The 26191-nt window shown below is 64.8% G+C and carries 25 protein-coding genes; 15 read left to right on the forward strand and 10 right to left on the reverse strand.

The window, feature by feature from the left end; all coding sequences use genetic code 11:
• Positions 1-181: 181 nt before the first annotated feature.
• Complete coding sequence (gene katG, locus GGR39_RS06300; protein ID WP_183616324.1) at positions 182-2392, forward strand: catalase/peroxidase HPI; 2211 nt, start codon at positions 182-184, stop codon at positions 2390-2392.
• 38 nt (positions 2393-2430) lie between these two features.
• On the opposite strand, the gene GGR39_RS06305 is transcribed toward katG, so the two are convergent.
• Both GGR39_RS06305 and GGR39_RS06310 read right to left on the reverse strand, forming a co-directional pair.
• Positions 2431-2853, reverse strand: coding sequence for a YbaN family protein (locus tag GGR39_RS06305; protein WP_183616325.1), 423 nt, complete (start codon positions 2851-2853; stop codon positions 2431-2433).
• Complete coding sequence (locus tag GGR39_RS06310; RefSeq protein WP_183616326.1) at positions 2843-3250, reverse strand: SufE family protein; 408 nt, start codon at positions 3248-3250, stop codon at positions 2843-2845. The genes GGR39_RS06305 and GGR39_RS06310 overlap by 11 nt, the downstream gene beginning before the upstream one ends.
• A gap of 113 nt (positions 3251-3363) precedes the next feature.
• On the opposite strand from GGR39_RS06310, the gene GGR39_RS06315 reads away from it, so the two are divergent.
• Positions 3364-5409, forward strand: coding sequence for an NAD(+) synthase (locus tag GGR39_RS06315; RefSeq protein WP_183616327.1), 2046 nt, complete (start codon positions 3364-3366; stop codon positions 5407-5409).
• Between the two features lie 230 nt (positions 5410-5639).
• On the opposite strand, the gene GGR39_RS06320 is transcribed toward GGR39_RS06315, so the two are convergent.
• Genes GGR39_RS06320 through GGR39_RS06340 form a run of 5 tightly spaced genes read right to left on the reverse strand, consistent with a single transcriptional unit; the run spans position 5640 to position 7694 of the window.
• Positions 5640-5873: a hypothetical protein gene (locus tag GGR39_RS06320; protein ID WP_058735870.1), complete on the reverse strand. Its 234-nt coding sequence runs from the start codon at positions 5871-5873 to the stop codon at positions 5640-5642.
• Positions 5874-5906: 33 nt separating this feature from the next.
• Entirely contained in the window at positions 5907-6191 is a 285-nt protein-coding gene (locus tag GGR39_RS06325) for a hypothetical protein (RefSeq protein ID WP_183616328.1), read from the reverse strand.
• A 25-nt stretch (positions 6192-6216) separates the two neighbouring features.
• Entirely contained in the window at positions 6217-6582 is a 366-nt protein-coding gene (locus GGR39_RS06330; protein WP_183616329.1) for a PspC domain-containing protein, read from the reverse strand.
• A gap of 33 nt (positions 6583-6615) precedes the next feature.
• Positions 6616-7509: a phage shock protein PspA gene (pspA, locus tag GGR39_RS06335; protein WP_246388375.1), complete on the reverse strand. Its 894-nt coding sequence runs from the start codon at positions 7507-7509 to the stop codon at positions 6616-6618.
• Positions 7506-7694 carry a hypothetical protein gene (locus GGR39_RS06340; protein WP_183616330.1) on the reverse strand — a complete coding sequence of 63 codons (189 nt, stop codon included), beginning with the start codon at positions 7692-7694 and terminating at the stop codon, positions 7506-7508. Before GGR39_RS06340 ends, pspA begins: the two co-directional genes overlap by 4 nt.
• Before the next feature lie 175 nt (positions 7695-7869).
• Here GGR39_RS06340 and pspF point away from each other — a divergent pair, with 175 nt between their 5' ends.
• The 11 genes from pspF (at position 7870) to pnp (ending at position 20320) form a co-directional block, all read left to right on the forward strand.
• Positions 7870-8880, forward strand: a complete 1011-nt coding sequence (pspF, locus tag GGR39_RS06345; protein ID WP_183616331.1) for a phage shock protein operon transcriptional activator — start codon at positions 7870-7872, stop codon at positions 8878-8880.
• A gap of 155 nt (positions 8881-9035) precedes the next feature.
• Positions 9036-9596 (forward strand): ribosome maturation protein RimP, encoded by a 561-nt coding sequence (rimP, locus tag GGR39_RS06350; protein WP_183616332.1) that lies wholly within the window; start codon positions 9036-9038, stop codon positions 9594-9596.
• 4 nt (positions 9597-9600) lie between these two features.
• Positions 9601-11235, forward strand: a complete 1635-nt coding sequence (gene nusA, locus GGR39_RS06355) for a transcription termination factor NusA (RefSeq protein ID WP_183616333.1) — start codon at positions 9601-9603, stop codon at positions 11233-11235.
• On the forward strand, positions 11216-12010 hold the full coding sequence (locus tag GGR39_RS06360) for a DUF448 domain-containing protein (RefSeq protein ID WP_183616334.1): 795 nt from the start codon (positions 11216-11218) through the stop codon (positions 12008-12010). Before nusA ends, GGR39_RS06360 begins: the two co-directional genes overlap by 20 nt.
• Before the next feature lie 22 nt (positions 12011-12032).
• Entirely contained in the window at positions 12033-14771 is a 2739-nt protein-coding gene (infB, locus tag GGR39_RS06365; protein WP_183616335.1) for a translation initiation factor IF-2, read from the forward strand.
• Positions 14772-14834: 63 nt separating this feature from the next.
• A complete protein-coding gene (locus tag GGR39_RS06370) occupies positions 14835-15371 on the forward strand; it encodes a DUF1697 domain-containing protein (protein ID WP_183616336.1) in 537 nt (178 codons plus the stop codon).
• Positions 15372-15500: 129 nt separating this feature from the next.
• Positions 15501-15893 carry a 30S ribosome-binding factor RbfA gene (gene rbfA, locus GGR39_RS06375; RefSeq protein ID WP_183616337.1) on the forward strand — a complete coding sequence of 131 codons (393 nt, stop codon included), beginning with the start codon at positions 15501-15503 and terminating at the stop codon, positions 15891-15893.
• A 26-nt stretch (positions 15894-15919) separates the two neighbouring features.
• Positions 15920-16600, forward strand: coding sequence for a site-2 protease family protein (locus tag GGR39_RS06380; protein WP_183616338.1), 681 nt, complete (start codon positions 15920-15922; stop codon positions 16598-16600).
• Positions 16597-17526, forward strand: coding sequence for a tRNA pseudouridine(55) synthase TruB (truB, locus tag GGR39_RS06385; protein ID WP_183616339.1), 930 nt, complete (start codon positions 16597-16599; stop codon positions 17524-17526). Before GGR39_RS06380 ends, truB begins: the two co-directional genes overlap by 4 nt.
• A gap of 4 nt (positions 17527-17530) precedes the next feature.
• A complete protein-coding gene (rpsO, locus tag GGR39_RS06390) occupies positions 17531-17800 on the forward strand; it encodes a 30S ribosomal protein S15 (protein ID WP_058735857.1) in 270 nt (89 codons plus the stop codon).
• A gap of 189 nt (positions 17801-17989) precedes the next feature.
• A complete protein-coding gene (pnp, locus tag GGR39_RS06395) occupies positions 17990-20320 on the forward strand; it encodes a polyribonucleotide nucleotidyltransferase (RefSeq protein WP_183616340.1) in 2331 nt (776 codons plus the stop codon).
• Between the two features lie 638 nt (positions 20321-20958).
• Here pnp and GGR39_RS06400 read toward each other — a convergent pair.
• Entirely contained in the window at positions 20959-22203 is a 1245-nt protein-coding gene (locus tag GGR39_RS06400) for a sensor domain-containing diguanylate cyclase (protein WP_183616341.1), read from the reverse strand.
• 354 nt (positions 22204-22557) lie between these two features.
• On the opposite strand from GGR39_RS06400, the gene GGR39_RS06405 reads away from it, so the two are divergent.
• Both GGR39_RS06405 and GGR39_RS06410 read left to right on the forward strand, forming a co-directional pair.
• Positions 22558-23760 carry a L,D-transpeptidase family protein gene (locus tag GGR39_RS06405; RefSeq protein WP_343055798.1) on the forward strand — a complete coding sequence of 401 codons (1203 nt, stop codon included), beginning with the start codon at positions 22558-22560 and terminating at the stop codon, positions 23758-23760.
• A gap of 1 nt (position 23761) precedes the next feature.
• Positions 23762-24457, forward strand: a complete 696-nt coding sequence (locus tag GGR39_RS06410; RefSeq protein ID WP_246388377.1) for a M23 family metallopeptidase — start codon at positions 23762-23764, stop codon at positions 24455-24457.
• A 156-nt stretch (positions 24458-24613) separates the two neighbouring features.
• Here GGR39_RS06410 and GGR39_RS06415 read toward each other — a convergent pair whose 3' ends face one another.
• Complete coding sequence (locus tag GGR39_RS06415) at positions 24614-25297, reverse strand: peptidylprolyl isomerase (protein ID WP_183616342.1); 684 nt, start codon at positions 25295-25297, stop codon at positions 24614-24616.
• 71 nt (positions 25298-25368) lie between these two features.
• Positions 25369-26085 (reverse strand): GcrA family cell cycle regulator, encoded by a 717-nt coding sequence (locus tag GGR39_RS06420; protein WP_183616343.1) that lies wholly within the window; start codon positions 26083-26085, stop codon positions 25369-25371.
• Positions 26086-26191: the final 106 nt, after the last annotated feature.

Below are 26191 nucleotides of genomic sequence, written 5' to 3' on the forward strand. Positions count from 1 at the left end.
AATGCAGCGTCCGTTGGATGACGGTTCAAAGATTGCCGATTTGTAACCATCGCGCCGACCTGCCCCGCACTTACGGTCATTCGGAGTGCTCTATGGCTGTCATCAGGGGAACTGATTTCTATCTTAGGGCTTGGCGGGGTTAGATCATCCCACGTCAATCGACCGATCAGGAGAGTGAACCATGGACGCAGAAACCGGTAGCCCGCTGCACGGCTGCCCGATGAAGGAGGGCGCGGCCATGCGCAAGCTCCTGGGCAAGGCCAACCGTGAGTGGTGGCCCAATCAACTTTCGATCGACATCCTGCCGCAGCAGGGCGCCAGCGGCAGCCCCTATGGCGATGATTTCAACTATGCGCAGGCGTTCAAGAAGCTCGACCTTGCGGCGGTGAAGCGCGATCTCCACGCGCTCATGACCGATAGCCAGCCCTGGTGGCCGGCGGACTATGGCCACTACGGCCCTTTCTTCATCCGCATGGCTTGGCACAGCGCCGGTACCTACCGCACCGGTGACGGTCGCGGCGGCGCATCGTCGGGATCGCAGCGGTTCGCGCCGCTCAACTCCTGGCCGGATAACGGCAACCTCGACAAGGCCCGCCGGCTGCTCTGGCCGATCAAGCAGAAGTACGGCCGCAGCCTTTCCTGGGCGGACCTGATGATCCTGGCCGGAAACGTCGCCATCGAATCGATGGGTGGCCCCGTGTTCGGCTTTGGCGGCGGCCGCGCCGATGTGTTCGAGCCGGAGAAGGACATCTACTGGGGCACCGAAGAGGAATGGCTGGGCCAGACCCGCATCGATGAGAAGTCCGGCCTGGCGCTGGAAAACCCGCTCGCCGCGATCCAGCTGGGCTTGATCTACGTCAATCCCGAAGGCCCGGGCGGTGAGCCCGATCCGGTCGGTTCCGCGCGAGACATCCGCGAGACGTTCCACCGCATGGGCATGAACGACGAGGAAGTCGTGGCGCTCACCGCGGGCGGCCACACGTTCGGCAAGTGCCACGGCGCGGGTGACGTGAACCTGGTGGGCGCAGAGCCCGAAGGCGCTGACGTCGCCATGCAGGGCCTTGGCTGGCAGTCCGGCCATGAAAGCGGCATGGGCGATCACACGATCACCAGCGGCATCGAGGGCGCGTGGACGGCCAACCCGATCAAGTGGGACATGGGCTATTTCGACAACCTGCTGAACCATGAATACGAGCTGGAAAAGAGCCCGGCCGGCGCGTGGCAGTGGCATCCGGTGGGCAATCCGGAAGAGACGCAGGCCCCCAAGGCGCACACCGCCGGCGTCAAGGTGCCCACGATCATGACCACCGCCGACATGGCGATGAAGGTCGACCCGGAATATCGCAAGATTTCCGAGCGGTTCCACAAGAACCCCGATCAGTTCGCCGATGCCTTCGCGCGGGCCTGGTTCAAGCTGTGCCACCGCGACATGGGGCCAAAGGCGCGGTATCTGGGCCCGGATGTTCCGGCCGAAGACCTGATCTGGCAGGACCCGATCCCCAAGGCGACCTACAAGACCGTGGACGCGGCGGACGTGGCGCTGCTGGAGCAGAAGATCCTGGCGTCCGGCCTCACCGTGGCGGAACTGGTTTCCACCGCCTGGGCCTCGGCCTCGACGTATCGCCGGTCGGACCATCGCGGCGGCGCCAACGGCGGTCGCATCCGCTTGGAGCCGCAGCGGAGCTGGCACGTCAACGAGCCTACCAAGCTGAAGAAGGTCCTCGACGTTTATGAGAACATCAAGGCCAAGTTCGATCAGCTGAACAAGCGCATCTCGATCGCGGACCTCGTCGTTCTGGGTGGCGCGGTCGGCGTGGAAAAGGCAATCAGGGATGCCGGGTACGCTGTGCCCGTGCCGTTCACCCCGGGCCGCACCGATGCCTCGCAGGAGCAGACCGACATCGAGAACTTCGAGTGGCTGGAACCCAAGGCCGACGGCTTCCGCAACTATCTGCCGACGCGGATGGCCGTTCCCACCGAGGAACTGCTGGTCGATCGCGCCTCGCTGCTGGGTCTCAGCGCGCCGGAGATGACGGTGTTGCTGGGCGGCCTGCGCGTGCTGGGTGCGAACTTCGGCGATACCAAGGAAGGCGTTCTCACCGATCGCCCGGGCCAGCTGACGAACGATTTCTTCGTCAACCTGCTGGACATGGGCACGGCGTGGAAGGTGATCGACGAAAGCGGCGACCAGATCTTCGCGGGCACCGATCGCAAGACCGACCAGCAGAAGTGGACCGCCACCCGTACCGACCTCGCGTTCGGCTCAAACTCGCAGTTGCGCGCGATTGCCGAGGTCTATGCAATGAAGGACGCGGGCGAACTGTTCGTGAAGGAGTTCGTCGCCGCCTGGACCAAGGTGATGAACGCGGATCGGTTTGACCTGACCGCGTGAGGCGAGGGCGGAGGGGGAGGGCTCTTGAAGGGGCCTTCCTACTCCGCCCGCGTCCATATCCACGGGCCTAGCACCAGCAGCACCGCCAGCGGGATCAGCACCGCCGGAAAACCCAGCGTGAAGAAGACGAACGGTACGCTGGCACTCATCGCCAGGATCGCCGAAACCTTGCCCTTGCGGCTGATCGCCCGCCGATCCCGCCACGCCACAAGATGCGGGCCATAGCGCTTATGCGCGTAGAGCTTGTCCGCCAGATGCGGGTGGCTTTTGGAAAAGCACCAGGCCGCCAACAGGTAGAACACGACGGTTGGCAACAGGGGCAGGAATATGCCCAGCGTTCCCAGCCCTACGAAGAACCAGCCCGATCCCGCCCACAGAAGCCGCGCCCCTTTACCGATCGGCACTGTGTCGACCGATTTAGGCCCGATAGGCGGGGCAGCGTCCGGCTCGTCAGCCGGCATAGCGTGCGGCGGTCTCGCGGATCAGCGCGATCATGTTCGGCACGCCCTGGGTGCGGTTGGAGGACAACTGGTTGCGCAAGTCGAACGGTTCCAGCTTCGCCGCGATATCGGTAGCGGCCACTTCGGATGCGGGACGGTCCTGCACGGCGGCCAGCACCAGCGCGACGATACCCTTGGTGATCGCCGCGTTGCTATCTGCCAGGAAGTGCAGGGTGCCATCATCTACCTGGGTGGGATAGACCCAGACGCTGGCCGAGCAGCCGCGCACCTTTGTGGCGTCCGTCTTCAAGGCATCGGGCATTGCATCGAGTTCGCGGCCCAATTCGATCAACATGCGATAGCGCTCATCCCCATCGAGGAATTCGTACTCTTCGCGGATATCGTCGAGGCTGCGCATGCCGAGGGCATGTAAGGCCAACCTCGCGGGGAACAAGTCAAATCCTGCTGTTCTTCTTACGCCCGGATAGAGTGGGCGTTGCGTTACAAGCCCAGCAATGTCAGGTCCGTTGCATGACCGATCACCCCTTTTACGACATGCATCGCCACGGCTTCGTCCGCGTCGCGACTTCCACGCCCAAGGTCCGCACCGCCGATGTCGCCTACAATCGCGATGGCATCATCGCCGAGGCGCGCCGCGCGCATGAGGCGGGGGTGGACTTGCTGGTCTATCCCGAGCTGTGCCTGTCCTCCTACGCGATCGACGATCTGCACTTGCAGCAGGCGATGATCGAGGCGGTGGAGGAGGCCATCGGCGCGATTGTCGAGGCGAGCCGGGGCCTCTCACCCGTGCTGCTGATCGGCGCGGCGCTGGCCGACCGGGGGCGGCTTTATAACTGCGGCCTGGCCATCGCCGATGGAAAGCTGCTGGGCGTTGTGCCCAAGTCTTACCTGCCCAATTACCGTGAGTTCTACGAGAAGCGCTGGTTCGTCAGCGGCATCGGCGTGACCGGGCGCACGATCCGGGTGGGTGCGGAGGACGTGCCGTTCGGCACCGACCTGGTATTCGCCTCCAACCGCCAGCGCGACTTTCGCTTCTTCATCGAAATCTGCGAGGACTTCTGGGCACCGACGCCGCCATCCTCGCTGGGGGCGCTCGCCGGGGCGACGATCCTGTGCAACTTGTCCGCCTCCAACATCGTGATCGGCAAGGCGGATGACCGACACTTGCTGTGCAGTTCGCAATCGGCGCGCACCGCGTCGGCCTACGTCTATTCGGCGGGCGGCCATGGTGAGAGCACCACCGATCTGGCGTGGGACGGGCAGGGCGTGATCTACGAACTGGGCGGCCTGCTGGCGCAGTCGGAGCGGTTTTCGCTGGAGCCCGAATTGTGCATCGCCGATATCGACTGCGCGCGCATCGCCAACGATCGCCTGCGGCTGCCGACTTATGCCGATGCCGCCCGCGCAGTCGGCAACCCGGAGCAGGCCTTCCGCACTATCGGTTTCGATCATCAGCCCGCCAGCGGTGACATCAGCCTGCAGCGCCCGATGCGGCGCTATCCCTTCGTGCCCGATCGTGCCGACAAGCTGGATGCGGACTGCTATGAGGCGTTCAACATCCAGGTCGACGGGCTGATGCGGCGCGTGGAGTCCGCCAAGGCCAAGAGCCTGATCATCGGCGTTTCCGGCGGGCTCGATTCCACCCATGCGCTGATTGTGATGGCCAAGACCTGTGACCGGCTGGGCATGCCACGCAGCGCGATCCGGGGCTACACCATGCCCGGTTTCGGCACCAGCGAGGGAACCCGGACCAACGCCTGGAAGCTGATGAAAGCACTGGGCATCACCGCCGACGAGATCGATATTCGCCCCACGGCGACCACGATGCTGAAAGACATCGGCCACCCCTATGGCCGGGGCGAGCCGGTCTATGACGTCACGTTCGAGAATGTGCAGGCGGGCCTGCGCACCGATTACCTGTTCCGCCTGGCCGGGCAGCATTCGGGCTTTGTCGTCGGCACCGGGGACTTGTCCGAACTGGCGCTGGGCTGGTGTACCTACGGCGTGGGCGATCACATGAGCCATTATGCGGTGAACGCGGGCGTCCCCAAGACGCTGATGCAATACCTCATCCGCTGGACGGCCGAAACCCAAGTCGATACCGAGACGCGCGAGGTGCTGCTGGCGATCCTCAACACCGAGATTTCGCCCGAACTGGTTCCGGCGGGAGAGAACGGCGAAATCCAAAGCACGGAGGACAAGGTAGGGCCTTACGCGCTCAACGATTTTTTCCTGCACCACATCATGCGTTTCGGGCAGAAGCCGTCGAAGGTGGCGTTCCTGGCCTGGCATGCCTGGCACGATGCCGCGCGCGGTGAATGGCCCGCAGGACTGCCGGACGAGGCGCGCACGGCTTACGACTTGCCGACGATCGCCCACTGGCTGGAGGCCTTCTGCCAGCGCTTCTTCGCTTTCGCGCAATACAAGCGTTCTGCCATTCCCAATGGCCCGAAGGTATCGAGCGGCGGCGCGCTCAGCCCGCGCGGCGACTGGCGCGCGCCATCCGATGCCAGTGCTGAAGTGTGGCTGGCGGAACTGCGGCGGGCGTTGCCTTGAGCGGGGCCTTACAACACGTTCGGACCGACTGAGTTTTCACGCAGCGGGATGCCATCTGTGCCCTTCGTGTCGAGCGAAGTCGAGACACCGGAGCGCAACGCCAGCGTGTCTCGACTTCGTTCGACACGGACGGGAGCGGATGCCCCCATTCCACCCATTCCCAAACCTTCGTTATTCCCGCCTGCATGGGAATGACGAAGTGGGAGGCGTATCGAACGCTCCCACCCCCTTCAGTCTCGCAGCGCCTCGATCTCACGCGCCAGGCGGTCGCCGCCGCGTTCTTCTATGGCGATGCGTTCCAGCACCGCGATGCGCTTGCGCAACTGCTCGATCTCGCGCTCCAGCTCCGGTTCACGCGAAATCTCGCCACCGGTCTTGGGACCGAACGCGCGGGACTGTTGCGCCCGGACCCAGGCAAAGGCGCAAATCGCGACGATGGCGACGACGGCGCTCCAGAAACTCATGACGTCTAACTCCTGCGACCTCGGCAGAGGTCCTTAATTGATCGCGGCGCCGCGCGTGGTTCCGCGCTGTTCCTCCACCTCGCGCTTGTCGCGCAAGGCTTCGATTTGCAGCGCGGTATCATAGCCCCCGTCGGTCACGATACGCTCCAGCACGCGGATGCGCTCTTCCAACTCGCGGGAGTGCGAGGCGTACTGCGCGGCCTTTTCGGCGGTGTTGGCCATCTGCATTTCGGCAAGCTTGCGCTGATGCTTGGTCCACACGATGAAGCAGACCATCATGAACGGGGCTAGCGGGACGAGGACACCAATGAATTCCATGTCGGATTACTCCTGAAAGAGTCGATCAGCGCAGGCTGTCGATTTCGGCGGCGAGGCGGGCGTTGCTGCTGGAATAGCGCGCTTCGATATCGGCCACGCGGCGGTCCATGTCGGACAGTTCCGAACGGTAGCGGTTCTTCGAGCGTGAGCGGTCCAGCTTGCGCAGCAGCCGCAGTTCCTCGCCTTCGCTGTAGAGCGCCATCGGCCGCTTGTTCGCGGCGAAAGCGGCGATGATATAGATCGGGATAGTGATGAACGAGACGAACAGCGTCAGGAACACCGTTGCGATCCGCACCCACAGCGCGTCGGTGCCGGTGTAATCGGCGATGCCCGCACAGACGCCGGCGAGCTTGGCGTTCGACTTGTCGAGGTAGAATTCACCGCGTGACATGATCGTGATCCCCTTGCTTTTCGTGGCGGCGCGTCAGTTGGACGGCGTGGTGGTTGTAGTGGAAGCGGCGGCGGGCTTGGCATCGCCCATCTTGCGCTTCAGTTCGGCGAGTTCGGCCTCCACGCTGTCACCCTCGTGCAAGGCGGCGATCTCCTCGGCCAGGGTGGGCTGGCGGCTGTCGCCCAGGCTCATCGCATCGGCGCGGCCCTCTGCATAGTCGACGCGGCGTTCCAGCTGATCGAAGCGCACCATCGCCTCGTCCACGCGCTCGCTGGAAAGCAGCGTGCGCAGCTTGACGCGGTTCTCGGCGCTTTGCAGGCGTGCGGCGATCGAAGACTGGCGGCTGCGGGCTTCGCGCAGGCGGCTCTGCAGCTTCTCGATATCCTGCTCGTAAGCGCGCAGCGCATCGTCCAGCACGTCGATCTCGGCCTTGAGCTGATCCGCCATGTCGCCGGCCTTTTTCTTTTCGACCAGCGCGCCGCGGGCCAGATCCTCACGGTCCTTGCTGAGCGCCAGCTGCGCCTTGTCGGCCCAGTCGGCCTGGAGCTTGTCCAGCTTGACTAGGTGGCGGCGCATTTCCTTCTGATCGGCGATGGTCCGCGCGCTGGAGGTGCGAACCTCCACCAGCGTCTCTTCCATTTCCATGATGATCAGGCGGATCATCTTGGCCGGATCTTCCGCCTTTTCGAGCAGATCGTTGAAATTGGCGGCGACGATGTCGCGAGTCCGCGAGAAGATACCCATGGCGGCTGTGCCCTTTCTGGTCAGGTGCTGGTCGGCTGGTGAATAGTAATACGCTTTTTGATGGTCTTGCGTCGAGTGGTGCGCGGCGCGCGGTTCGTCCTCGATCCCGTCCAGCGTCAGCAGGGCGGGGCGGGACGCGTCATCGCGGCGCAGATCGGCGATGTGGGCGTCGAACCGAGTCATGCCAGCGCGATCCCCGCAGGGGCGCAGCGGCACGGTGCGGCGGCGTAGGCCTTCGACGGGCCGATCAGGTCCGCCATCACCAGCACGTTGAGCGTGCCGATCGCCAGGACGCTGGCGATGATCGCAGCGTCGAGCTTGAAGCGGGCGGGGGTGGTGCCGGCGGAAGCATCGTTGCGGGGAAGCATGATCTGATCCTTGCGAAAGCGGGGTGGCGTGGTCTGTAAAAAGCTTGTGCGAACGATACAGCAAAGGTCGTGCCAAATCGCACAAGCCGCATTTTCGCGGGGTTTCCGCTCTGCGTCCTGTCCGTTTGGATAAAGCAACTTGCCGATACTTGGGAAAATCCGCTAACATTTGGCAATGGACCGGAACACGCATTTCATAGGGCAGTCGACCGCGTTTCTGGACGCGGTGGAGCGGGCCTCGCGCGCGGCGAATACGGCGCGGCCGGTGCTGGTCATAGGTGAGCGCGGGACGGGCAAGGAATTGATCGCCCAACGCCTGCACCACCTCGGCCCGCGCTGGGGTGAGCCGCTGATGGTGCTGAACTGCGCCGCCTTGCCCGAGACGCTGATCGAGGCCGAGCTGTTCGGGCATGAGGCGGGCGCGTTCACCGGCGCGACGCGAGCGCGGCCAGGTCGATTTGAGGAGGCCGATCGCGGCACGCTGTTCCTGGATGAATTGGGCACCTTGTCCATGGCGGCGCAGGAGCGCCTGCTGCGCGCGGTGGAGTATGGCGAGGTAACGCGGATCGGATCGTCGCGCCCGGTGCAGGTGGACGTGCGCATCGTCGGCGCCACCAACGCCGATCTGCCGCGTGCCGCCGCGGAAGGGCGGTTTCGGGCGGACTTGCTCGATCGCCTGAGTTTCGAGGTCATCACCCTGCCACCCTTGCGCGCACGGGAAGGCGATGTGCCAGAGCTTGCCGAATGCTACGGCCGCCGCATGGCGACCGAGCTGGCCTGGGAGCGCTGGCCCGGCTTCACCTCCGCCGCCATGGAGGCGTTGGAGGCCTACGCCTGGCCCGGCAACGTGCGTGAACTGCGCAATGTGGTGGAACGCGCGGTCTATCGCTGGGATGATCAGGGCCGGCCGATCGGCGCGATCGTGTTCGACCCCTTCGAAAGCCTCTGGGCCCCGCGTGAGGAGGATTCGACCCCATCGGCTGCGGTCTCGGAGACGCCGCAGCCCTGCGTCCCGCCACCCGTCACGCACTTGCGAGCCGCAGTCGAGGCGCATGAGCGTGGGCTGATTTCATCGGCGTTGGAGCATCATCGTTGGAATCAACGCCGAACCGCCTCGGCGCTGGGGCTCACTTACGATCAGCTGCGGCACTGCATGCGCAAGCACAAGCTGACGGTGCCGGGCTGAGCCGAGGGTTCATCGGCAAAAACGCCACACGTTCCACTTGCGTTTCGCTGGCAATGGGCCTACCTGGCCACACATCCCGACATTGGTAATGCAAGACTCGGGCTGGCGCCGGAAGGGGCCGGCGCGAAGTGGCTTTGCCGCATTGGAGCTTTCACTTGGTTGATATCGCGCGGATTACGGAGGTTGTTGAGCCTGAGGTGCAAGCCCTGGGTTTCGATCTCGTGCGCGTGCGCGTATTCGGCAAAAGCGAAGTGGGCGATGATGAGATCGCGCTGCAGATCATGGCCGAGAATCCGAAGACCGGGCAATTGGTGCTGGATGATTGCGCCGCGCTGTCACGCCGCATCTCGGACAAGTTCGATGAGCTGGAAGAAGCGGGTGAGACGCTGATCGAAGAGGCCTATCGCCTGGAAGTCAGCTCGCCGGGTATCGATCGTCCACTGACGCGCCCCAGCGATTTTGCCAACTGGGCCGGGCACGAAGCCAAGATCACGCTGAGCGAGCCGATCGAGGGCAACCGCAAGGGTCTGCATGGCGATCTTGCCGGGCTTGAAGGTGATACGGTCCAGTTCGACGATCGCAAATCGGGCCGGGTCAGCTTCCCGCTGGACCACGTCGTTTCCGCCAGGCTGATTCTGACGGACAAGCTGATTGCTGCCACGCGCCCGATCGAAACGGACGGCGCAGACGAAATTCTTGAGGAACAGGAAGACTAATCCCATGGCCAGTGCGATTTCCGCCAACCGCGCCGAGCTGCTCGCGATCGCGAACTCCGTCGCTTCTGAGAAGATGATCGACAAGTCGATCGTCATCGAGGCGATGGAAGAGGCGATCCAGAAGTCCGCGCGCAATCGTTACGGCGCCGAGAACGACATCCGCGCCAAGCTCGATCCGCGCACCGGCGACTTGCGCTTGTGGCGCGTGGTCGAGGTGGTCGAAGAGGTTGAGGACTACTTCAAGCAGGTCGATCTGGCGCAGGCGCAAAAGCTGCAGAAGGACGCCAAGATCGGTGACTTCATCGTCGATCCGCTGCCTCCGGTAGACCTGGGCCGCATTGATGCGCAGTCCGCCAAGCAAGTGATCTTCCAGAAGGTCCGCGATGCCGAGCGTGATCGTCAGTACGAAGAGTTCAAGGATCGCGCGGGCGAGATCATCACCGGCGTCATCAAGTCGGTCGAATTCGGCCACGTGATCGTCAATTTGGGCCGCGCCGAAGGCGTGATCCGCCGCGATCAGCAGATCCCGCGTGAGGCCGCCCGCGTCGGTGAGCGTGTCCGCGCCATCGTCTTGAAGGTCGAGCGGCAGAACCGTGGCCCGCAGATCTTCCTCAGCCGCGCGCATCCTGAATTCATGAAGAAGCTGTTCGCGCAGGAAGTGCCCGAGATCTATGACGGCATCATCGAGATCAAGGCCGCTGCCCGCGATCCGGGTTCGCGCGCCAAGATCGGCGTGATCAGCCATGACAACTCTATCGACCCGGTCGGCGCTTGCGTCGGCATGAAGGGCAGCCGCGTTCAGGCGGTCGTGCAGGAACTGCAGGGTGAGAAGATCGACATCATCCCCTGGAGCGAGGACACCGCGACGTTCGTGGTCAACGGCCTCCAGCCCGCCACCGTCAGCCGCGTCGTAATCGACGAAGAGGAAAGCCGCATCGAAGTGGTGGTGCCCGATGACCAGCTGTCGCTGGCGATCGGTCGCCGTGGTCAGAACGTGCGTCTGGCCAGCCAGCTGACCGCTTCGCAGATCGACATCATGACCGAGCAGGAAAGCTCGGAGAAGCGCCAGAAGGAATTCGTCGAGCGCTCCAAGATGTTCGAGGAAGAGCTGGACGTTGACGAGACGCTTTCGCAGCTGCTGGTGGCCGAAGGCTTCAGTGAGCTGGAGGAAGTGGCCTACATCGACCTGGGCGAACTGGCGAACATCGAAGGTTTCGACGAGGAACTGGGTGAAGAGTTGCAGAGCCGCGCGCAGGAAGCGCTTCAGCGCCGCGAGGAAGCCCATCGCGAACAGCGCCGCGCGCTGGGCGTCGAAGATGCCCTGGCCGAGCTGCCGCACCTGACCGAAGCGATGCTGGTCACGCTGGGCAAGGCCAAGATCTGCACGCTGGACGATCTGGCCGACCTCGCCACCGATGAACTTATCGCCAAGAAGCGCCAGGAGCAGCGCCGCCGCGACGGCACCGTCAATCGCCGCGCCCGCGACGAGGACAAGGGCGGGGTTCTGGGCGAGTATGGTCTGAACGAAGAACAGGGCAACGAGATCATCATGGCCGCCCGCGCGCACTGGTTCGACGAAGAACCGGCGGCAGCGTCGGCCGAAACAGAGGAGGCCGCCCATGCGGAATCCTCACAATGATCGCGTAAGTTCCGACAATTCGGCAAACGTTACCGGTACCTCCGGTGAGGGGCCGGAGAGGACCTGTGTCCTTTCCGGCGAAGCGGCCCCGCGCGATGCGCTGATCCGGCTGGCGGTATCCCCGCCCGGACCGGATGGTGCGTGCGTGGTGCTGCCCGATGTCCACGCGCGGGCTCCAGGGCGCGGCGCGTGGATCGGCGTGTCTCGCGAAGCCCTTGAAAAAGCGCAGGCGAAGGGCAAACTAAAGGGAGCGCTGCTGCGGGCCTTTGGCAAGTCTCTTGCCAAGGATTACGGGGACGGCACACCGCTTACCATCCCCGACGACCTGGCCGAGCGGATCGATACCGCTCTTGTGCGTGCATTCACCGATCGTCTCGGTCTTGAGACCAAGTCGGGTCGACTGCTGGTTGGTTCGGACCGGATCGCCGAGAACGCGCGCAACGGCAAGGTGCGCTGGCTGGGGCACGCCGCCGATGCCGCGGAGGACGGTTCGCGCAAGCTGGACCAGGCCTGGCGCGTCGGCAGCGATGCCGAAGGCTCAGGTTTACGCGGCACGGTGTTGCCACTGGACCGGGCGACGCTGTCTGTGGCATTGGGCCGCGACAACGTCGTTCACCTGGCGCTGGCAGATGGCAAGGCGGCCGAAAGAGTCGCCGCGCCGCTCCGGCGCCTGCTGCATTTTCGCGGTCTGGCTGAAACGGCCGGCGCAGACGCTGCAACAAACATGGGCACGGATGCGGCGCAAGCCGTGGCTGCGGCCGCAACGACGAATTGATTCGAAGGGCGAATAGAGACTTATGAGCGAGACCGACAACAAGCCTACCCTCGGACGCAAACCGCTTGGCATTAAGCGGTCGGTCGAGGCTGGCGAGGTCAAGCAGACCTTCAGCCACGGCCGGACCAACAAGGTCGTGGTCGAGGTGAAGCGCCGCAAGGTGCTGGGCCGTCCGGGCGAAGCGGTGGAAACCAAGCCCGAGCCGGTGGCTTCCGCGCCCGAGCCGGTCGCGGCTCCGCGCCCCGCACCGCCGCCGCCGCCCGTTGCCCCGCGCCGCGTGGATACGCCCTCGAACGAGACCCCGCAGGAGCGCGTGGCCCGTCTGCAGCGCGAGGCGGAGGAAGATCGCCTGCGCGTGGCCGAGGAAATGCGCCGCCGTGAGGAGGACGCTCGTCTCAAGGCCATCGAGGACGAAAAGCGCCGTGCGGAAGAAGCGAGTCGCGAGGCTGAGGAAGCTGCCGCTGCGGCCGCCGCTGCGCCGGAACCTGTGGCCGAAGCGCCTGCTCCGGCCGAGCCTGCGGCTGCGGAAACCCCGCCCGTGGAAGCGACTGCAAGCGCACCTGCGGAGCCTGCGGCTTCCCAGACGCCTGCCGCTGCGACCGAGCAGCCGGAGGCCCGTGCGCCCGAGCCTGCCGCTCCCCCGCAGCCGGCCGAGGTCATGCCCGCGCCGCGTCGTTTCACGCCGGTCGCCCGTCCCGAAATCCGCCGTGCCGAGCCGGCTGCCGCCGCGTCGAGTGGCGGTAACGCATCGTCCGCCGGGGCGTCTGCCGGAGCCAAGAAGCCTGGCGCGCTCAAGAGCGCTGCGCCTGCCGCGCCTGCCCGTCCGGGTGATCGCAGCAAGGGCGCCGCGCCCGATCGCCGCCAGTCCGGCAAGCTGACCGTCACCCGTGCCCTGAATGAGGACGAAGGCGCCCGCGCCCGCAGCCTCGCCGCGCTCAAGCGTGCTCGCGAGAAAGAGCGCCGTGCGCACTTCGGCGGCAAAGCCCAGCAGCGTGAGAAGCAGGTGCGCGACGTGATCGTGCCGGAAGCGATCACCGTGCAGGAACTGGCCAACCGCATGGCCGAAAAGGGCGCGGACCTGGTGAAGGCCATGTTCAAGATGGGCATGATGGTCACCGTCAACCAGACGATCGACCAGGATACCGCCGAACTGCTCGTGACCGAATTCGGCCACAACATCGAGCGCGTGTCGGAAAGCGATATCGATCTGGACACGTCCTACGATGTGGACGCGGACGAGACGCTGAAGACGCGCCCGCCGGTCGTCACCATCATGGGCCACGTCGATCACGGCAAGACCAGCCTGCTCGATGCTCTGCGCGGCACCGACGTGGTGCGCGGCGAAGCGGGCGGCATCACCCAGCACATGGGCGCCTATCAGATCAAGACGAAGGGCGGCGATCTCGTCACCTTCCTCGATACGCCGGGCCACGCCGCGTTCACGCAGATGCGCATGCGCGGTGCGAACGTGACCGACATCGTCGTGCTGGTGGTGGCCGCGGACGATGGCATCATGCCGCAGACGGTCGAGGCCATCAATCACACCAAGGCCGCCGGCGTGCCGATGATCGTGGCGATCAACAAGATCGACAAGCCCGAGGCCAATGCACAGAAGGTGCGCGAGCGCCTGCTGGAGCATGAGATCGTCGTCGAGGACATGTCGGGCGACGTGCAGGATGTCGAGGTTTCGGCCAAGACCGGCGCGGGCCTGGACGAGTTGATCGAGAAGATCCTGCTGCAGGCCGAACTGCTAGAACTGAAGGCCAACCCCGATCGCACCGCGGACGCGACCGTGATCGAGGCCAAGCTGGACAAGGGCAAGGGCCCGCTCGCCACCGTGTTGGTGCGCCGCGGTACGCTGAAGGTGGGCGATATCTTCGTCGTCGGCACCGAGAGCGGCCGCGTTCGCGCCATGCATGACGACAAGGGCCGCCAGATCAAGGAAGCGCCACCGGCCCTCCCGGTCGAGGTGCTGGGCCTTGGCGGTGTGCCGATGGCAGGCGATATGCTGTCTGTGGTGGAAAGCGAACAGCGCGCTCGCGAGGTCGCCCTGTATCGTCACGAGCAGGCCACCGCAAAGCGCACCGCGATGGCTCCGGCCAGCCTCGACACGATGTTCTCGGCGCTGCAGGACAAGCAGAAGGTCATCGAATACCCGGTGGTGATCAAGGCCGACGTGCATGGCTCGATGGAAGCGATCAACCAGGCGCTGCATGCCTTGTCGAACGACGAGATCAAGGTGCGCGTGCTAAGCTCCGGCGTAGGTGCGATCACCGAGAGCGACGTGACGCTCGCCGCCGCCAGCGGTGCGCCGATCGTAGGCTTCAACGTCCGCCCGAACGCCAAGGCGCGCGAGCAGGTCGAGAAGACTAAGACGCCGATGCTCTACTACGACATCATCTATGAGCTGACGGCCGAGATCGCGAAGCAGATGGCCGGCATCTGGGGCCCCGAGCGGATCGAAACCGTTGTCGGCCGCGCCGAGGTCAAGCAGGTGTTCCCCGCGGGCAAGAAGGACAAGGCGGCCGGTCTGCTGGTCGTCGAAGGCCTCATCCGCAAGGGTATCCACGCCCGTCTTACGCGCAACGACGTCATCATCTCGGCCACGCTCATCCAGTCGCTGCGGCGCTTCAAGGACGATGTGGACGAGGTTCGCGCCGGCATGGAATGCGGCGTGGTCCTGGCAGACACCAACGACATCCGTGCGGGCGACCAGCTGGAAGTCTTCGAGGTCAGCTATCGCGATCGCACGATCGGCTAAAGGTATGATCCCCGGCGCGCCTTCATACAGGGGGTGCGCGGCGGGGATCGGTACGATCGCCTGATGACCCGTTACGTCGCCTTGTTCGGCAGCATCAACGTCGGCGCCAATCGGTTGAAGATGGCCGATTTGCGCTATGCGTTCGAGCGTGAAGAATTCGAGGACGTCGAAACCGTGGTAGCCAGCGGGAACGTGCTGTTCTCGTTCGATGAGCGCCCGACCGACGGGCTGGAGGACTTGTTCCGCCACATGATGCGGGAACGGTTCGATATCGATAGCTTCGTCGCCGTGCGATCACGCGAAGAACTGCGTGAGGGCGTGGAGGGCAATCCCTTTCACGCCGATGGCGCGGCTGAGCAGGTTCACACGCATTTCCTGTCCGGCGATCCGGGTCAGGATCGGTTCGATGCGATGGTGGCAGCGTACCAGGGCCGGGGCGCGGAGCGTCTGGCGCTGGGCAAGCGGGCGCTGTTCGTGGACTATGTCGAGGGCATGGGGCGATCGCGGCTGACGGGGGATTTCATCACCCGACGTCTGGGTTGCCAGGGGACGGCACGCAACCTGCGCTCGCTCCAGCGCATCGTCGACAAGATGGCGTAGCGGCCATGCGCCAGGGCCGTGGCGCCCTGGGTCTTGTCGGCAAAGGTCGTGTCACAGGGGGTGAGGCCGGGCGCAATCCCGCAATCCCGTCTTGCAAATCGGCCCGCACCGGCCACATGAGGATCTACGATGTCTCGCCAGCAGATCACGCCTGAACAGCACTCGGTCCGCCTGCTCAAGGTAGGTGAGCGCGTGCGCCATGTGCTTTCCGAAATCCTTACGCGGCAGCAGGTCCACAGCGATACGCTGAGCGCGCATTCGGTCAGCGTTACCGAAGTTCGCATGTCTCCCGATCTTCGCCTGGCGACCGCTTATGTGAAGCCGCTGCTAGGCTCGAACGAGGACGAAGTGCTGACTGCGCTGCGCCAGAACACCGCCTTCTTCCAGAAGGAAGTGGCGCGGAACCTGGGGCTGAAATCCGCGGCCAAGCTTCGTTTCCGCGCGGATCAGACCTTCGAGGAGGCCGACCGGATCGAGCGCTTGCTGGCCGATCCGCGCGTGCGTCGCGATCTCGACGAGTGATGGACCGGCCGACCGGCGCCTGACTCATGCAGCAGACCATTCTCCAGGCCGCGGCGCTGATCGTGCCGCTGATCATCGCCATCGTCTTCCATGAAGTGGCGCATGGCTGGGTGGCCCGTGCGCTGGGCGATCCGACCGCGCAAGAGCGGCGGCGGCTGAGCCTGAACCCGCTGCGCCATGTCGATCCGGTGGGCACGATCCTGGTGCCCGGCGGGCTGGCGCTGGCCGGTATTCCCGCGTTCGGTTGGGCTAAGCCGGTGCCGGTGGACCAGCGCCGCCTGCGCAATCCGCGCTATGGCATGATGGCGGTGGCGGCCGCCGGGCCGCTGACCAATCTGGTGCTGGCGACGGTGGGCGCGGTGGCTTTGGGGCTGCTCGTCCGCGCACAGCCGAGCGGTGGCGTGGCGCAGTTCGCGGCGCTTAGCGTGTCGTCGTTCATCTTCATCAACGTGTCTCTTGCACTGTTCAACTTGCTGCCGATCCCCCCGTTCGATGGCTCGCATATCGTGGAGGGCCTGCTGCCCCGTCCGGCGGCGCGGGCCTATGCGCGGCTGCGGCCTTTCGGCTTTCCGCTGTTGTTCATCCTGCTGCTGGTGATCCCCTATTTCTGGCCGAGCCTGGGCGTGATGCGCAATGTCGTGATGCCGCCGGTGTTGTGGACGTTGGGGCATTTCGACGATCTGGTGCGAGTGATCGCCGGGGTATGAGCGGACCGTCAGGCTGGATCATCCTCGACAAGCCGCTGGGCATGGGTTCCACGCAGGCGGTGGCGGCGGTGAAGCGCAACTTGCGCGAAGCCGGCTTCGGCAAGGGCACGAAAGTGGGCCATGGCGGCACGCTGGACCCGCTGGCCACAGGTGTCTTGCCGATCGCTCTGGGCGAGGCGACCAAGCTGACCGGACGGATGCAGGATGCCGACAAGGCTTACGAATTCACAGTCCGGTTCGGCGAGGAAACCGACACGCTGGACCTGGAAGGCGCGGTGATCGCCACCAGCGACGTGCGGCCGACGATGCCTGATATCGAGGCTGTTCTGCCGCGCTTTACCGGCCCGATCGCGCAGGTTCCCCCGGCCTATTCGGCGCTGAAGGTGGATGGCCAGCGGGCCTACGACCTGGCGCGGGCAGGGGAGGCGGTCGAACTGGCGAGCCGCTCGGTCGTCGTCCATGCGCTGGACATCGTGCATGTCGATACGGTTGCGGGCGGGGATCGCATCCACGCCCTCACGCTGCTGGCCAAAGTGTCCAAGGGCACCTATATACGCAGCCTTGCGCGAGACACCGCGCAGGCACTGGGCACATGCGGCACCGTGACCATGTTGCGCCGGATTAAGGCCGGGCCGTTCGACTTGTCCCATGCGATATCGCTGGACAAACTGAACGAAATCGGTAAGGGCGCGCCACTTGAACATGTGACTTTGCCGCTGGAGGCGGGGCTGGACGACATCCCGGCCATCGACCTCGACCCGGAGCAGGCAAAGGCGGTCCGACAGGGCCGTGTTCTGACCGGATTGCCCTTTTCCGATGGGCTTCATTGCGCAAGGCTGGGCCTGGTTCCCGTCGCGCTGATGGACTTGTCGGATGGCGACGCCCGTGTCGTCAGGGGGTTCAACATCATGGATGTCGCGGAGTAATGATATGTCGGTAACCGCCGAAAAGAAGTCTGAGATCATCACCGACAACGCCCGCCAGTCGGGCGACACCGGTTCGCCGGAAGTGCAAGTCGCGATCCTGACCGAGCGGATCAAGAACCTGACCGAGCACTTCAAGGCTCACCACAAGGACAACCACTCGCGCCGCGGTCTGCTGGCGATGGTCAACAAGCGGCGCTCGCTGCTGGACTATCTCAAGAAGCGCGATGTCGCGCGGTACAACGCGCTGATCCAGAAGCTGGGTCTTCGCAAGTAAGTTTCACGGCGGCTCCGGGAAACCGGGGCCGCTGCTCTATTGGGCGTTCGAGAATAACGACGCCTGAAGGCCAGCGCTGCAATCCGGCGGCAAGGCCCGGAGCCACGACAGGCTCCACACCGGACCGGGACGGGATCCCCGGCAGTAAACCCCGCCGGCAATAGGGCCGATGGGCTGAGGAAATATCGAATGTTCGACGTAAAGACTGTATCCATGGAGTGGGGCGGCAAGACCCTCACGCTGGAAACCGGCCGCATCGCCCGTCAGGCCGACGGCGCCGTGCTGGCAACCCTGGGCGACACCGTGGTGCTGTGCGCCGTGACCGCCGCCAAGTCGGTGAAGGAAGGGCAGGACTTCTTCCCGCTCACCGTTCACTACCAGGAAAAGTTCTCCGCCGCCGGCCGTATTCCGGGCGGTTTCTTCAAGCGTGAGCGTGGCGCGACCGAAAAGGAGACGCTGACCAGCCGTCTCATCGATCGCCCGATCCGCCCGCTTTTCCCAGAGGGCTTCTACAACGAGATCAACGTCATCGCTCAGGTCATGAGCTATGATGGCGAGAACGAGCCCGATATCGTCGCGATGATCGCCGCTTCGGCTGCGCTGACCATCTCGGGCGTGCCGTTCATGGGTCCGATCGCGGCTGCCCGCGTCGGCTTCGTCGATGGCGAATACACGCTCAACCCGAAGCAGGACCAGACCCTGGCCGGTGAAGGCCGCCTCGATCTCGTCGTCGCCGCCACCGGCGATGCCGTGATGATGGTGGAATCGGAAGCCAAGGAACTTTCCGAGGACGAGATGCTGGGCGCCGTCATGTTCGCGCATGACGAGATCAAGAAGGTCGTCGACCTGATCATCGACCTCGCCGAGGAAGCGGCCAAGGATCCCTGGGATGTCGATATCTCGGACAACACCGCCGACATCAAGAAGAAGCTCAAGTCCGCAGTCGGCAAGGATGTCGCCGCGGCTTACAAGCTGACCGACAAGTCGGCCCGCTCCAACGCGCTGAACGAAGCGCGCGCCAAGGCGAAGAAGGCGTTCGCGGAAGAAACCCCGCAAACCCAGATGGTCGCCAACAAGACCATGAAGAAGGTCGAGGCGGACATCGTTCGCACCGCCATCCTCAAGGACGGTTCGCGTATCGACGGCCGCAAGCTCGACCAGATCCGCCCGATCGAGGCGATCGTCGGCTTCCTGCCGCGCACGCACGGTTCGTCGCTGTTCACGCGCGGTGAAACGCAGGCGATCTGCACCACCACGCTGGGCACCAAGGACGCCGAGCAGATGATCGACAGCCTCGATGGCCTGTCGTACTCCAACTTCATGCTGCACTATAACTTCCCGCCGTACTCGGTTGGCGAAGTTGGGCGCTTCGGTGCTCCGGGCCGTCGTGAAGTCGGCCACGGCAAGCTGGCATGGCGCGCGCTGCACCCGGTGCTGCCGACCAAAGCGGACTTCCCGTACACCATCCGCGTCCTGTCCGACATCACCGAGTCCAACGGTTCGTCCTCGATGGCGACGGTCTGCGGCGGCTGTCTGTCGATGATGGACGCGGGCGTTCCGATCGAGCGTCCGGTGGCCGGCATCGCCATGGGCCTGATCCTGGAAGGCAAGGACTTCGCGGTCCTGTCCGACATCCTGGGTGACGAGGATCACCTGGGCGACATGGACTTCAAGGTCGCGGGCACCGAGGCCGGCATCACCACGATGCAGATGGACATCAAGATCGCCGGCATCACTAAGGAAATCATGGCCAAGGCGCTCGAGCAGGCGAAGGCCGGCCGCACGCACATCCTGGGTGAGATGCAGAAGGCGCTGGGTTCGGCTCGTACCGAGCTTTCCGCCCACGCTCCGCGTATCGAGACGATCAAGATCGACAAGTCGAAGATCCGTGACATCATCGGCACCGGCGGCAAGGTCATTCGCGAGATCGTCGCGGAGACTGGCGCCAAGGTGGACATCGACGATGAGGGCGTGATCAAGATCTCCTCCTCCGACGTCAGCCAGATCGAGGCCGCGAAGGCCTGGATCCTGGGCATCGTCGAGGAAGCGGAAGTCGGCAAGATCTACGACGGCAAGGTCGTCAACATCGTCGACTTCGGTGCCTTCGTAAACTTCATGGGTGGCAAGGACGGCCTCGTCCACGTGTCCGAGATGAAGAACGAGCGCGTGGAAAAGCCGACCGACGTGGTCAAGGAAGGCCAGGCCGTGAAGGTCAAGGTCCTCGAGATTGACAACCGCGGCAAGGTTCGCCTGTCGATGCGCGTCGTCGACCAGGAGACCGGTGCCGAGTTGGAAGACACCCGTCCTGCCCGCGAACCGCGTGAGCCGCGTGGTGGTGGCGACCGTTCCGGCGGTGGTGATCGCGGTGGCAGCGGTGGCGGTGATCGTCGTCGCCCGCGCGGTGATCGCAATGACCGCGGTGGTGATCGTGGCGGCCGTGGCGGCGATCGTGGCCCGCGCCGCGATGGCAACGGCGGTGGTGATCCCGATCACATGCCGGCCTTCCTCAAGGAAGATTGAGCCGCAGCTTGGCTGACAAAGAGGCCGCGCCGGGCAACCGGCGCGGCTTTTTTGTTGTCGGGACGTGAGGTTGGGGGTGCCACGCAAGCCGGATCGCTGCCCGAGCGGAGCCAGCTTTCCCTCGCCCCCCGCAGGCGCCCTATCTCGCTCTCCGCACTTTTGCGGCTTATACTTGCGTGGGTTTGGCAAAACGGGGTTCTGGAGGGTGCGCTCAAGGCGTGGAGAGGCTAGCACGTCTTGACCTAACTAACCAGATAGGCTAAATGCGACACCCGTTGGAGCAATCCGACACGGCGGGTGCGGGTGAACGAAGGCCTCGTTCTACACTCCCCGCATCATGCGGCCGGTGCTCAAGACGGGCGCCTGCACCGCGATGTGAGACTTTGACCCGCCGGCACTAGCGTCGGAAATGGGGCTGGCGGGCTTTTGCGAGCTTTTCCCGTTGGTTGTCTTGCACCTTGAAAGCCGAGCGTGTGGTCCTGCTTTCGCATTCCCCCACTCGCCGGTCGCACGATGGAATGCCGAGCCAAGCCTGTCGCGCCAGGCCCGCGCCGGCCGCAACGCTTGGCCGTTGAACACTTCCCGGCGTTATCCCGCGCTCGCCAGCGGGTGCGAACGCGTGCCTGGCGGCCTCGGCCTCAGCCGGTCACCGTCAGGCGCGGCGGGGCGAGATCGTCGCGCGTAACTCGCTTCTCCACGCTGCGGACGCAGTTCTTGCCCGCTTTCTTCGCCTCGTACAGCGCGGTGTCGGCCATGGGCACCACATCGCTCGCGCTGGTCGATGTCTCGGGCACGGTGGCGACGCCGAACGATGCGCTGATCGACGTATCGTGCGCTTCGGAAAGTCCCTCGATCCGGGCGCGCAGCAATTCGGCTTTCATCATGGCATCGTCCAGCCCGCAGTTGGGCAGGATGACCATCAGTTCCTCGCCACCGTACCGCGCCACGACGTCGGAAGGTCGCAGCGCGGAAATGAGCTGCGCCGCCACGTCGCGCAACACGCTGTCACCCTTGGCGTGGCCGTTCTCGTCGTTGAGGTGCTTGAAGTTGTCCAGGTCGATCATGATGACCGAGGTCGCGCCGCCAGAGCGTTCTGCCAAGCTGATATAGCGCTCCAGCGCGTCTTCCATGTAGCGCCGGTTGTAGAGCCCGGTCAGCGGATCGCGCAGCGATTGCGTGCGCAGCTTGTCCCGCAGGGCGATGTTGGAGATCGCCAGCGACATCGAATCCGACAAGGCGCGCGCGATACGGCGCACGTCCATCAGTCGGGACATCGCCTGCTCGCCATCGTAGGACAGGATCAGCAGGCCATGCACTTGCCCCCGCGCCATCATCGGCACTTCCACCGTGGCGGCCGAGCCCATGGCATGCATGCAGCACAGCGTGTTGGTGCCGGGATCGTTGATATGCGGCTTGCCGCGCTTCAGCGCCCAGCACTGGCTGGGCAGCAACGTTGCACCGGGGCGGAAGGATTCGTTGCCGTTCCAGGACTTTGCCAGGTCCAGCCGATCGCGCGAGTTGTTGAACACATAGAGCGCGCCGCCATATTCGGGCAGCAGGCGTTCGGATGTGGCCATCAGGATCGAGCCGGCATCGTCGTGATCCTCCGCCGCCTGAAGCATGTCGGTCATCGCGAACAGCTCTTCGATCTGATGCTTGGTGGCGGCGGCCTTGTCATAGCTGGTCTGCTGTTGCCGCACTTGCCGCGCGCCGCGCAGGCACAGTGCGATCGACCCCATCATGAACAGGATCGAACCGATCAGCGCGATGCGGGAGGCGGCCTGCGCGTTCTCCAACGGGCCGAACCCGGCGTAGGCTTGGACCGTCGCGATCACCGCGTGCAGCCCGGTGATGCCAACGCCCAGCACGATCGTCGGCTTCATGTTAGCCGCTATGGATGCATTCTGGGGCACAAGCCGCTGTCCTCTTCCCTCGCCGGCGGCGTAATAGGACGAAAACCCTAACGATGCGTGAGCGGCGAACGGTTAGGGGACAAGAGACCGAGACAAGTAGTTGGTGGGCATAATTTCAATGGCAAAAAATAATTGTACTCCCCGCTGTTTTACTTGCCGTGGATGTTGCGGGTCTGGAACTCGTCCCTGCAACGAAAGCGTTGTTGCTCGAAATATAAGATGGCTTCCTTGAGGTGCGCGGCTTGCAGCCAAATGGCCGCACGGTGGTTCTAACTTGCGACAAACACGGTGGGTTCGCCGCCCCCCTGGGAGGAGAAGACGAACGTGCGTGCAATTGCCTGGATGATCCCGCTGGCCCTGATCTCGCTGCCTGGCTGCAATGACAGGGGGGCGGACAAGGGGAATGCGCAACAGCAGCCCGGTGCCACCAAGAGTGCGGCCACCCCCGCCAGCGGCGCTGACGCCATGGCCTCGCAGGATCCAGGGCCGGGCCAGGCGGTGCGGCCCGCCGTTGCCGATACCGAGCAGCGCCCGGTAATGCAGATGCAGGTGGTGCTGGACCGGCTCGGCTTTTCGCCCGGCGTGATCGACGGGAAGGAGGGGCTATCCCTTGGCAATGCGCTGGGCGGCTTCCAAAAGGCGAACAACCTGCCGCAGACCGGCAAGCCCGATCAGGCGACCTTGCAGATGCTGTCGCGCTGGTCGAATATCCCGGCCACCCGGGTCGTGACCATTCCCGAGGATTTCGCGCGCGGTCCCTTCGCGCCGGTGCCCAAGGAGCCGGCCGATCAGGCCAAGATGCCGCAACTGGGTTATGCCAGCCTGGATGAGAAGCTGGCCGAACGCTTCCACACCACGATCGAGACGCTGCACATGCTGAACCCGGGTGGCGCCCCGGCAGGAGCGCAGGCTGCGCCGGTTGCCGCAGCGCAGCCGGCACCCGCTCCTTCGCCGAACGCATCATCAGCACCGGGCACTCCGCCGCCCCCGATGTTCCGCGCCGGGCAGCAGATTCGCGTTCCCAATACCGGTGCCGACGCGCTCGATCCGGCAGGTATCGATGACCAGACCTGGCTAGGCACGCTGCGCGATCTGGGAGTCGGCAGCAGCCAGCCCAAGGTCGATAAGGTGGTGGTGAGCAAGTCGAAGGGCACGCTCAGCGCCTATGACGGAGACAAGCTTGTGGCCGTGTTCACCGTCACCACCGGGTCCAGCCACGATCCGCTGCCGATCGGCAAGTGGGAGGTGAAGGGCGTCGCCCACAATCCGCCGTTCCACTACAACCCGGACTTGTTCTGGGATGCGGACTCGAAGGAGGAAAAGCAGAAGCTGCCGCCGGGGCCGAACGGTCCGGTCGGCGTGGTCTGGATCGACTTGTCGAAGCCTCACTACGGTATCCACGGCACGCCTGAGCCCCAGACGATCGGCCGGGCCCAAAGCCATGGCTGCGTACGCTTGACCAACTGGGATGCGGCACGCTTGGCGCAGATGGTCCATTCGGGGACCGTTGCCTTGTTCGAGAAGTAACATGCAAGTCGGCTGGCCGGGATTGAGCCGCGCGATCGCGGCCAGCATCGTGCTGACCTCGATCTTCTGGATCGCCCTGGGCGTTTGGCTGTACCGCAATCACCTTGCCGCGGATCGCAGCTTGCGCGGCGCTGCTGTCGAAGCCGCCAGCACCGCGGCCACGGTCAGCGGCGTCGTGGGGGCTTTGAGCGGAAACGCGTCGCAAAGCCATGACAGAGGCGCAAGGTCGCTACCGCCTACGGTGATGCCCAGCGGACTGGCGATTCCCGTGGCTGGGGTCAAGCCCGCTCAATTGACGGATACGTTCTCGCAAGGCCGGGCGGAAGGTGCCCGCCATCACGATGCGATCGATATCCTGGCGACGGAGGGCACCGCGGTGCAGGCCGCCGCGCCGGGGCGGGTGGAAAAGCTGTTCTATTCGGCCGATGGCGGCAACACGATCTACGTCCGCTCTGCCGACCGACGGCTGATCTATTACTACGCGCATCTGCTTGCCTACGACCCCTCTCTGCGCGAGGGCGAGATGGTGCGGCAGGGGCAGTCATTGGGGCAGGTGGGGCATACCGGCAATGCCGACGCCGCGGCCCCACACTTGCACTTTGCGATCTGGAGCGTCGATCAAGCGGGCGACTGGTCGCAACAGGGGGTGGCGATTAACCCCTACCCGCTGCTGCATAATGGCGCGGAGCGGCGGTAGGGGGCTGTGTCTCGACTTCGCTCGACACGAACGAAGGAGGGGTGTCACCGGGACAAATGATGCCCGCCGCGTGAATACCTATCGCGCACCAACTTCCGTTCGTGTCGAGCGAAGTCGAGACACATTCGCACCACCCCGTCGGTGATGCCCTCACCATCAAGGAATAGCCGGCACCGCAAATGGAGGCGCAACCGCCGGGGCAGCGGGAGGGGCCGGAGGCGCGGCCACGCGCTTCATGCTGATGATGCGCACCGGCGGATCGAGCATCTGGCCTTTCATCACCCCTACGCCCTTGGTGACAGAGCGGGGCATACCGAAGATCTTTTCCACCACGTCCATCCCGCTGACGACCTGCCCGAAAGCCGCAAATCCGGCCTTGGCGTCAGCATCCGGAGCGTCGGGCTTGGCGTCCAGGCCCGGCTGATCGGACAGCATGATCGAAAAGTCGCCCGTGGCCGTTCCCGGCGCGAAACGGGCCATCGAGATCGTGCCACGCTTATGGAGGATGCCCGTCTGGCTGGTGGGCTCATGCGCGACCGGCTTCAGAATACGCTTGGGATCGTTCTGGGTGCCGCCCTGGATTAGCCCGTTGGGCGGCGTACCCCATTCCAGATGCATGGCGCGATAGAACGCGGTGCCATCGAACCGCTTGCCGTCCACGTACTTCAGGAAGTTGCCCGTCGTCAGCGGCGCGTGCGCGGCGTCCAGGTCGAGAGTGATCGTTCCGGCGCTAGTCTGGACCGTGACGTAGACGTCAGCGGGCGATGAGCCTTGCGGCGCGGGGGATGCCGCTGCCAATAGCATCAGGATGGGTGCAGAAAACGCGAATCGCTTGATCATGCAGCGATCTTGCCTGCGCGGCGCGCGACTGGGAACAGCCCAATCGCAGCGCCAGCGCTGACTTTTTTAGATCAGCGGACCCGTGGGCCGCCGAACGGCATCGGCGGGGGAGGACGGCGCGCACCACGTGGCAGCTGTGCCTGATAGGCCCGGCCGCAATGCTCTACGCAATAGGGGAAGCCGGGGTTCACCTTGTCACCGCAGAAGTGGAAATCCGGCTCGCCCGGGTGACCCATCGGCCAGCGGCAGATGCGATCGTTCAGGTCCAGCAGACTAGTCTTGTCCGCAATCTCGGCGCTGGGCTTGGCCGGGATCAAGCGACGCGGCGGTGCGGGCGGGATCGGCTGCTGCTGATCGCTCGGACCCTGGCGCAGGAAGCCGCCCGGGCCGACCGAGACGATGCGTGTCTGCGGCTTGGGGGCCACTTCCGGATCGGCATTTTCCGTCGTCGCGGCCGCGCTGGGCGCGGGCGACGGGCTGGCGATCGGTGCCGGGCGCTCGGCCGCAATCGGTGCCGGTGCCGCCGGTGCAGCGGCAGCCGATTCGGTCTCAAACGGGGGCGCCTCGTCACGTGGGCGCTTGGCTGCGGCGACGGGAGCGGGCGCGGGGCGCGCCGGCTTCTCGTTCGGCTTCACCGGGGAAGGGCGGGCCTTCAGGCTGAGGCGGTGGGCCTTTCCGATCACCGCGTTGCGGCTGACGCCACCCAGTTCATCGGCGATCTGGCTGGCGGTGGCGCCGCCCTCCCACATCTTCCTCAGCTTCTCGATCCGCTCGTCCGTCCAGCTCATCTGCATTCCATTCGTTCTGGCCCCGGTGGGTGCCGTACACTCTGCCCAGGCACCGTGGTGCCCAACTCAGTCGTCGCCATCGTGCCTGCGGGGCTTGCCTGCGGAG

The sequence above is a fragment of the Novosphingobium fluoreni genome, from assembly GCF_014196615.1.
GTDB lineage: Bacteria > Pseudomonadota > Alphaproteobacteria > Sphingomonadales > Sphingomonadaceae > Novosphingobium > Novosphingobium fluoreni.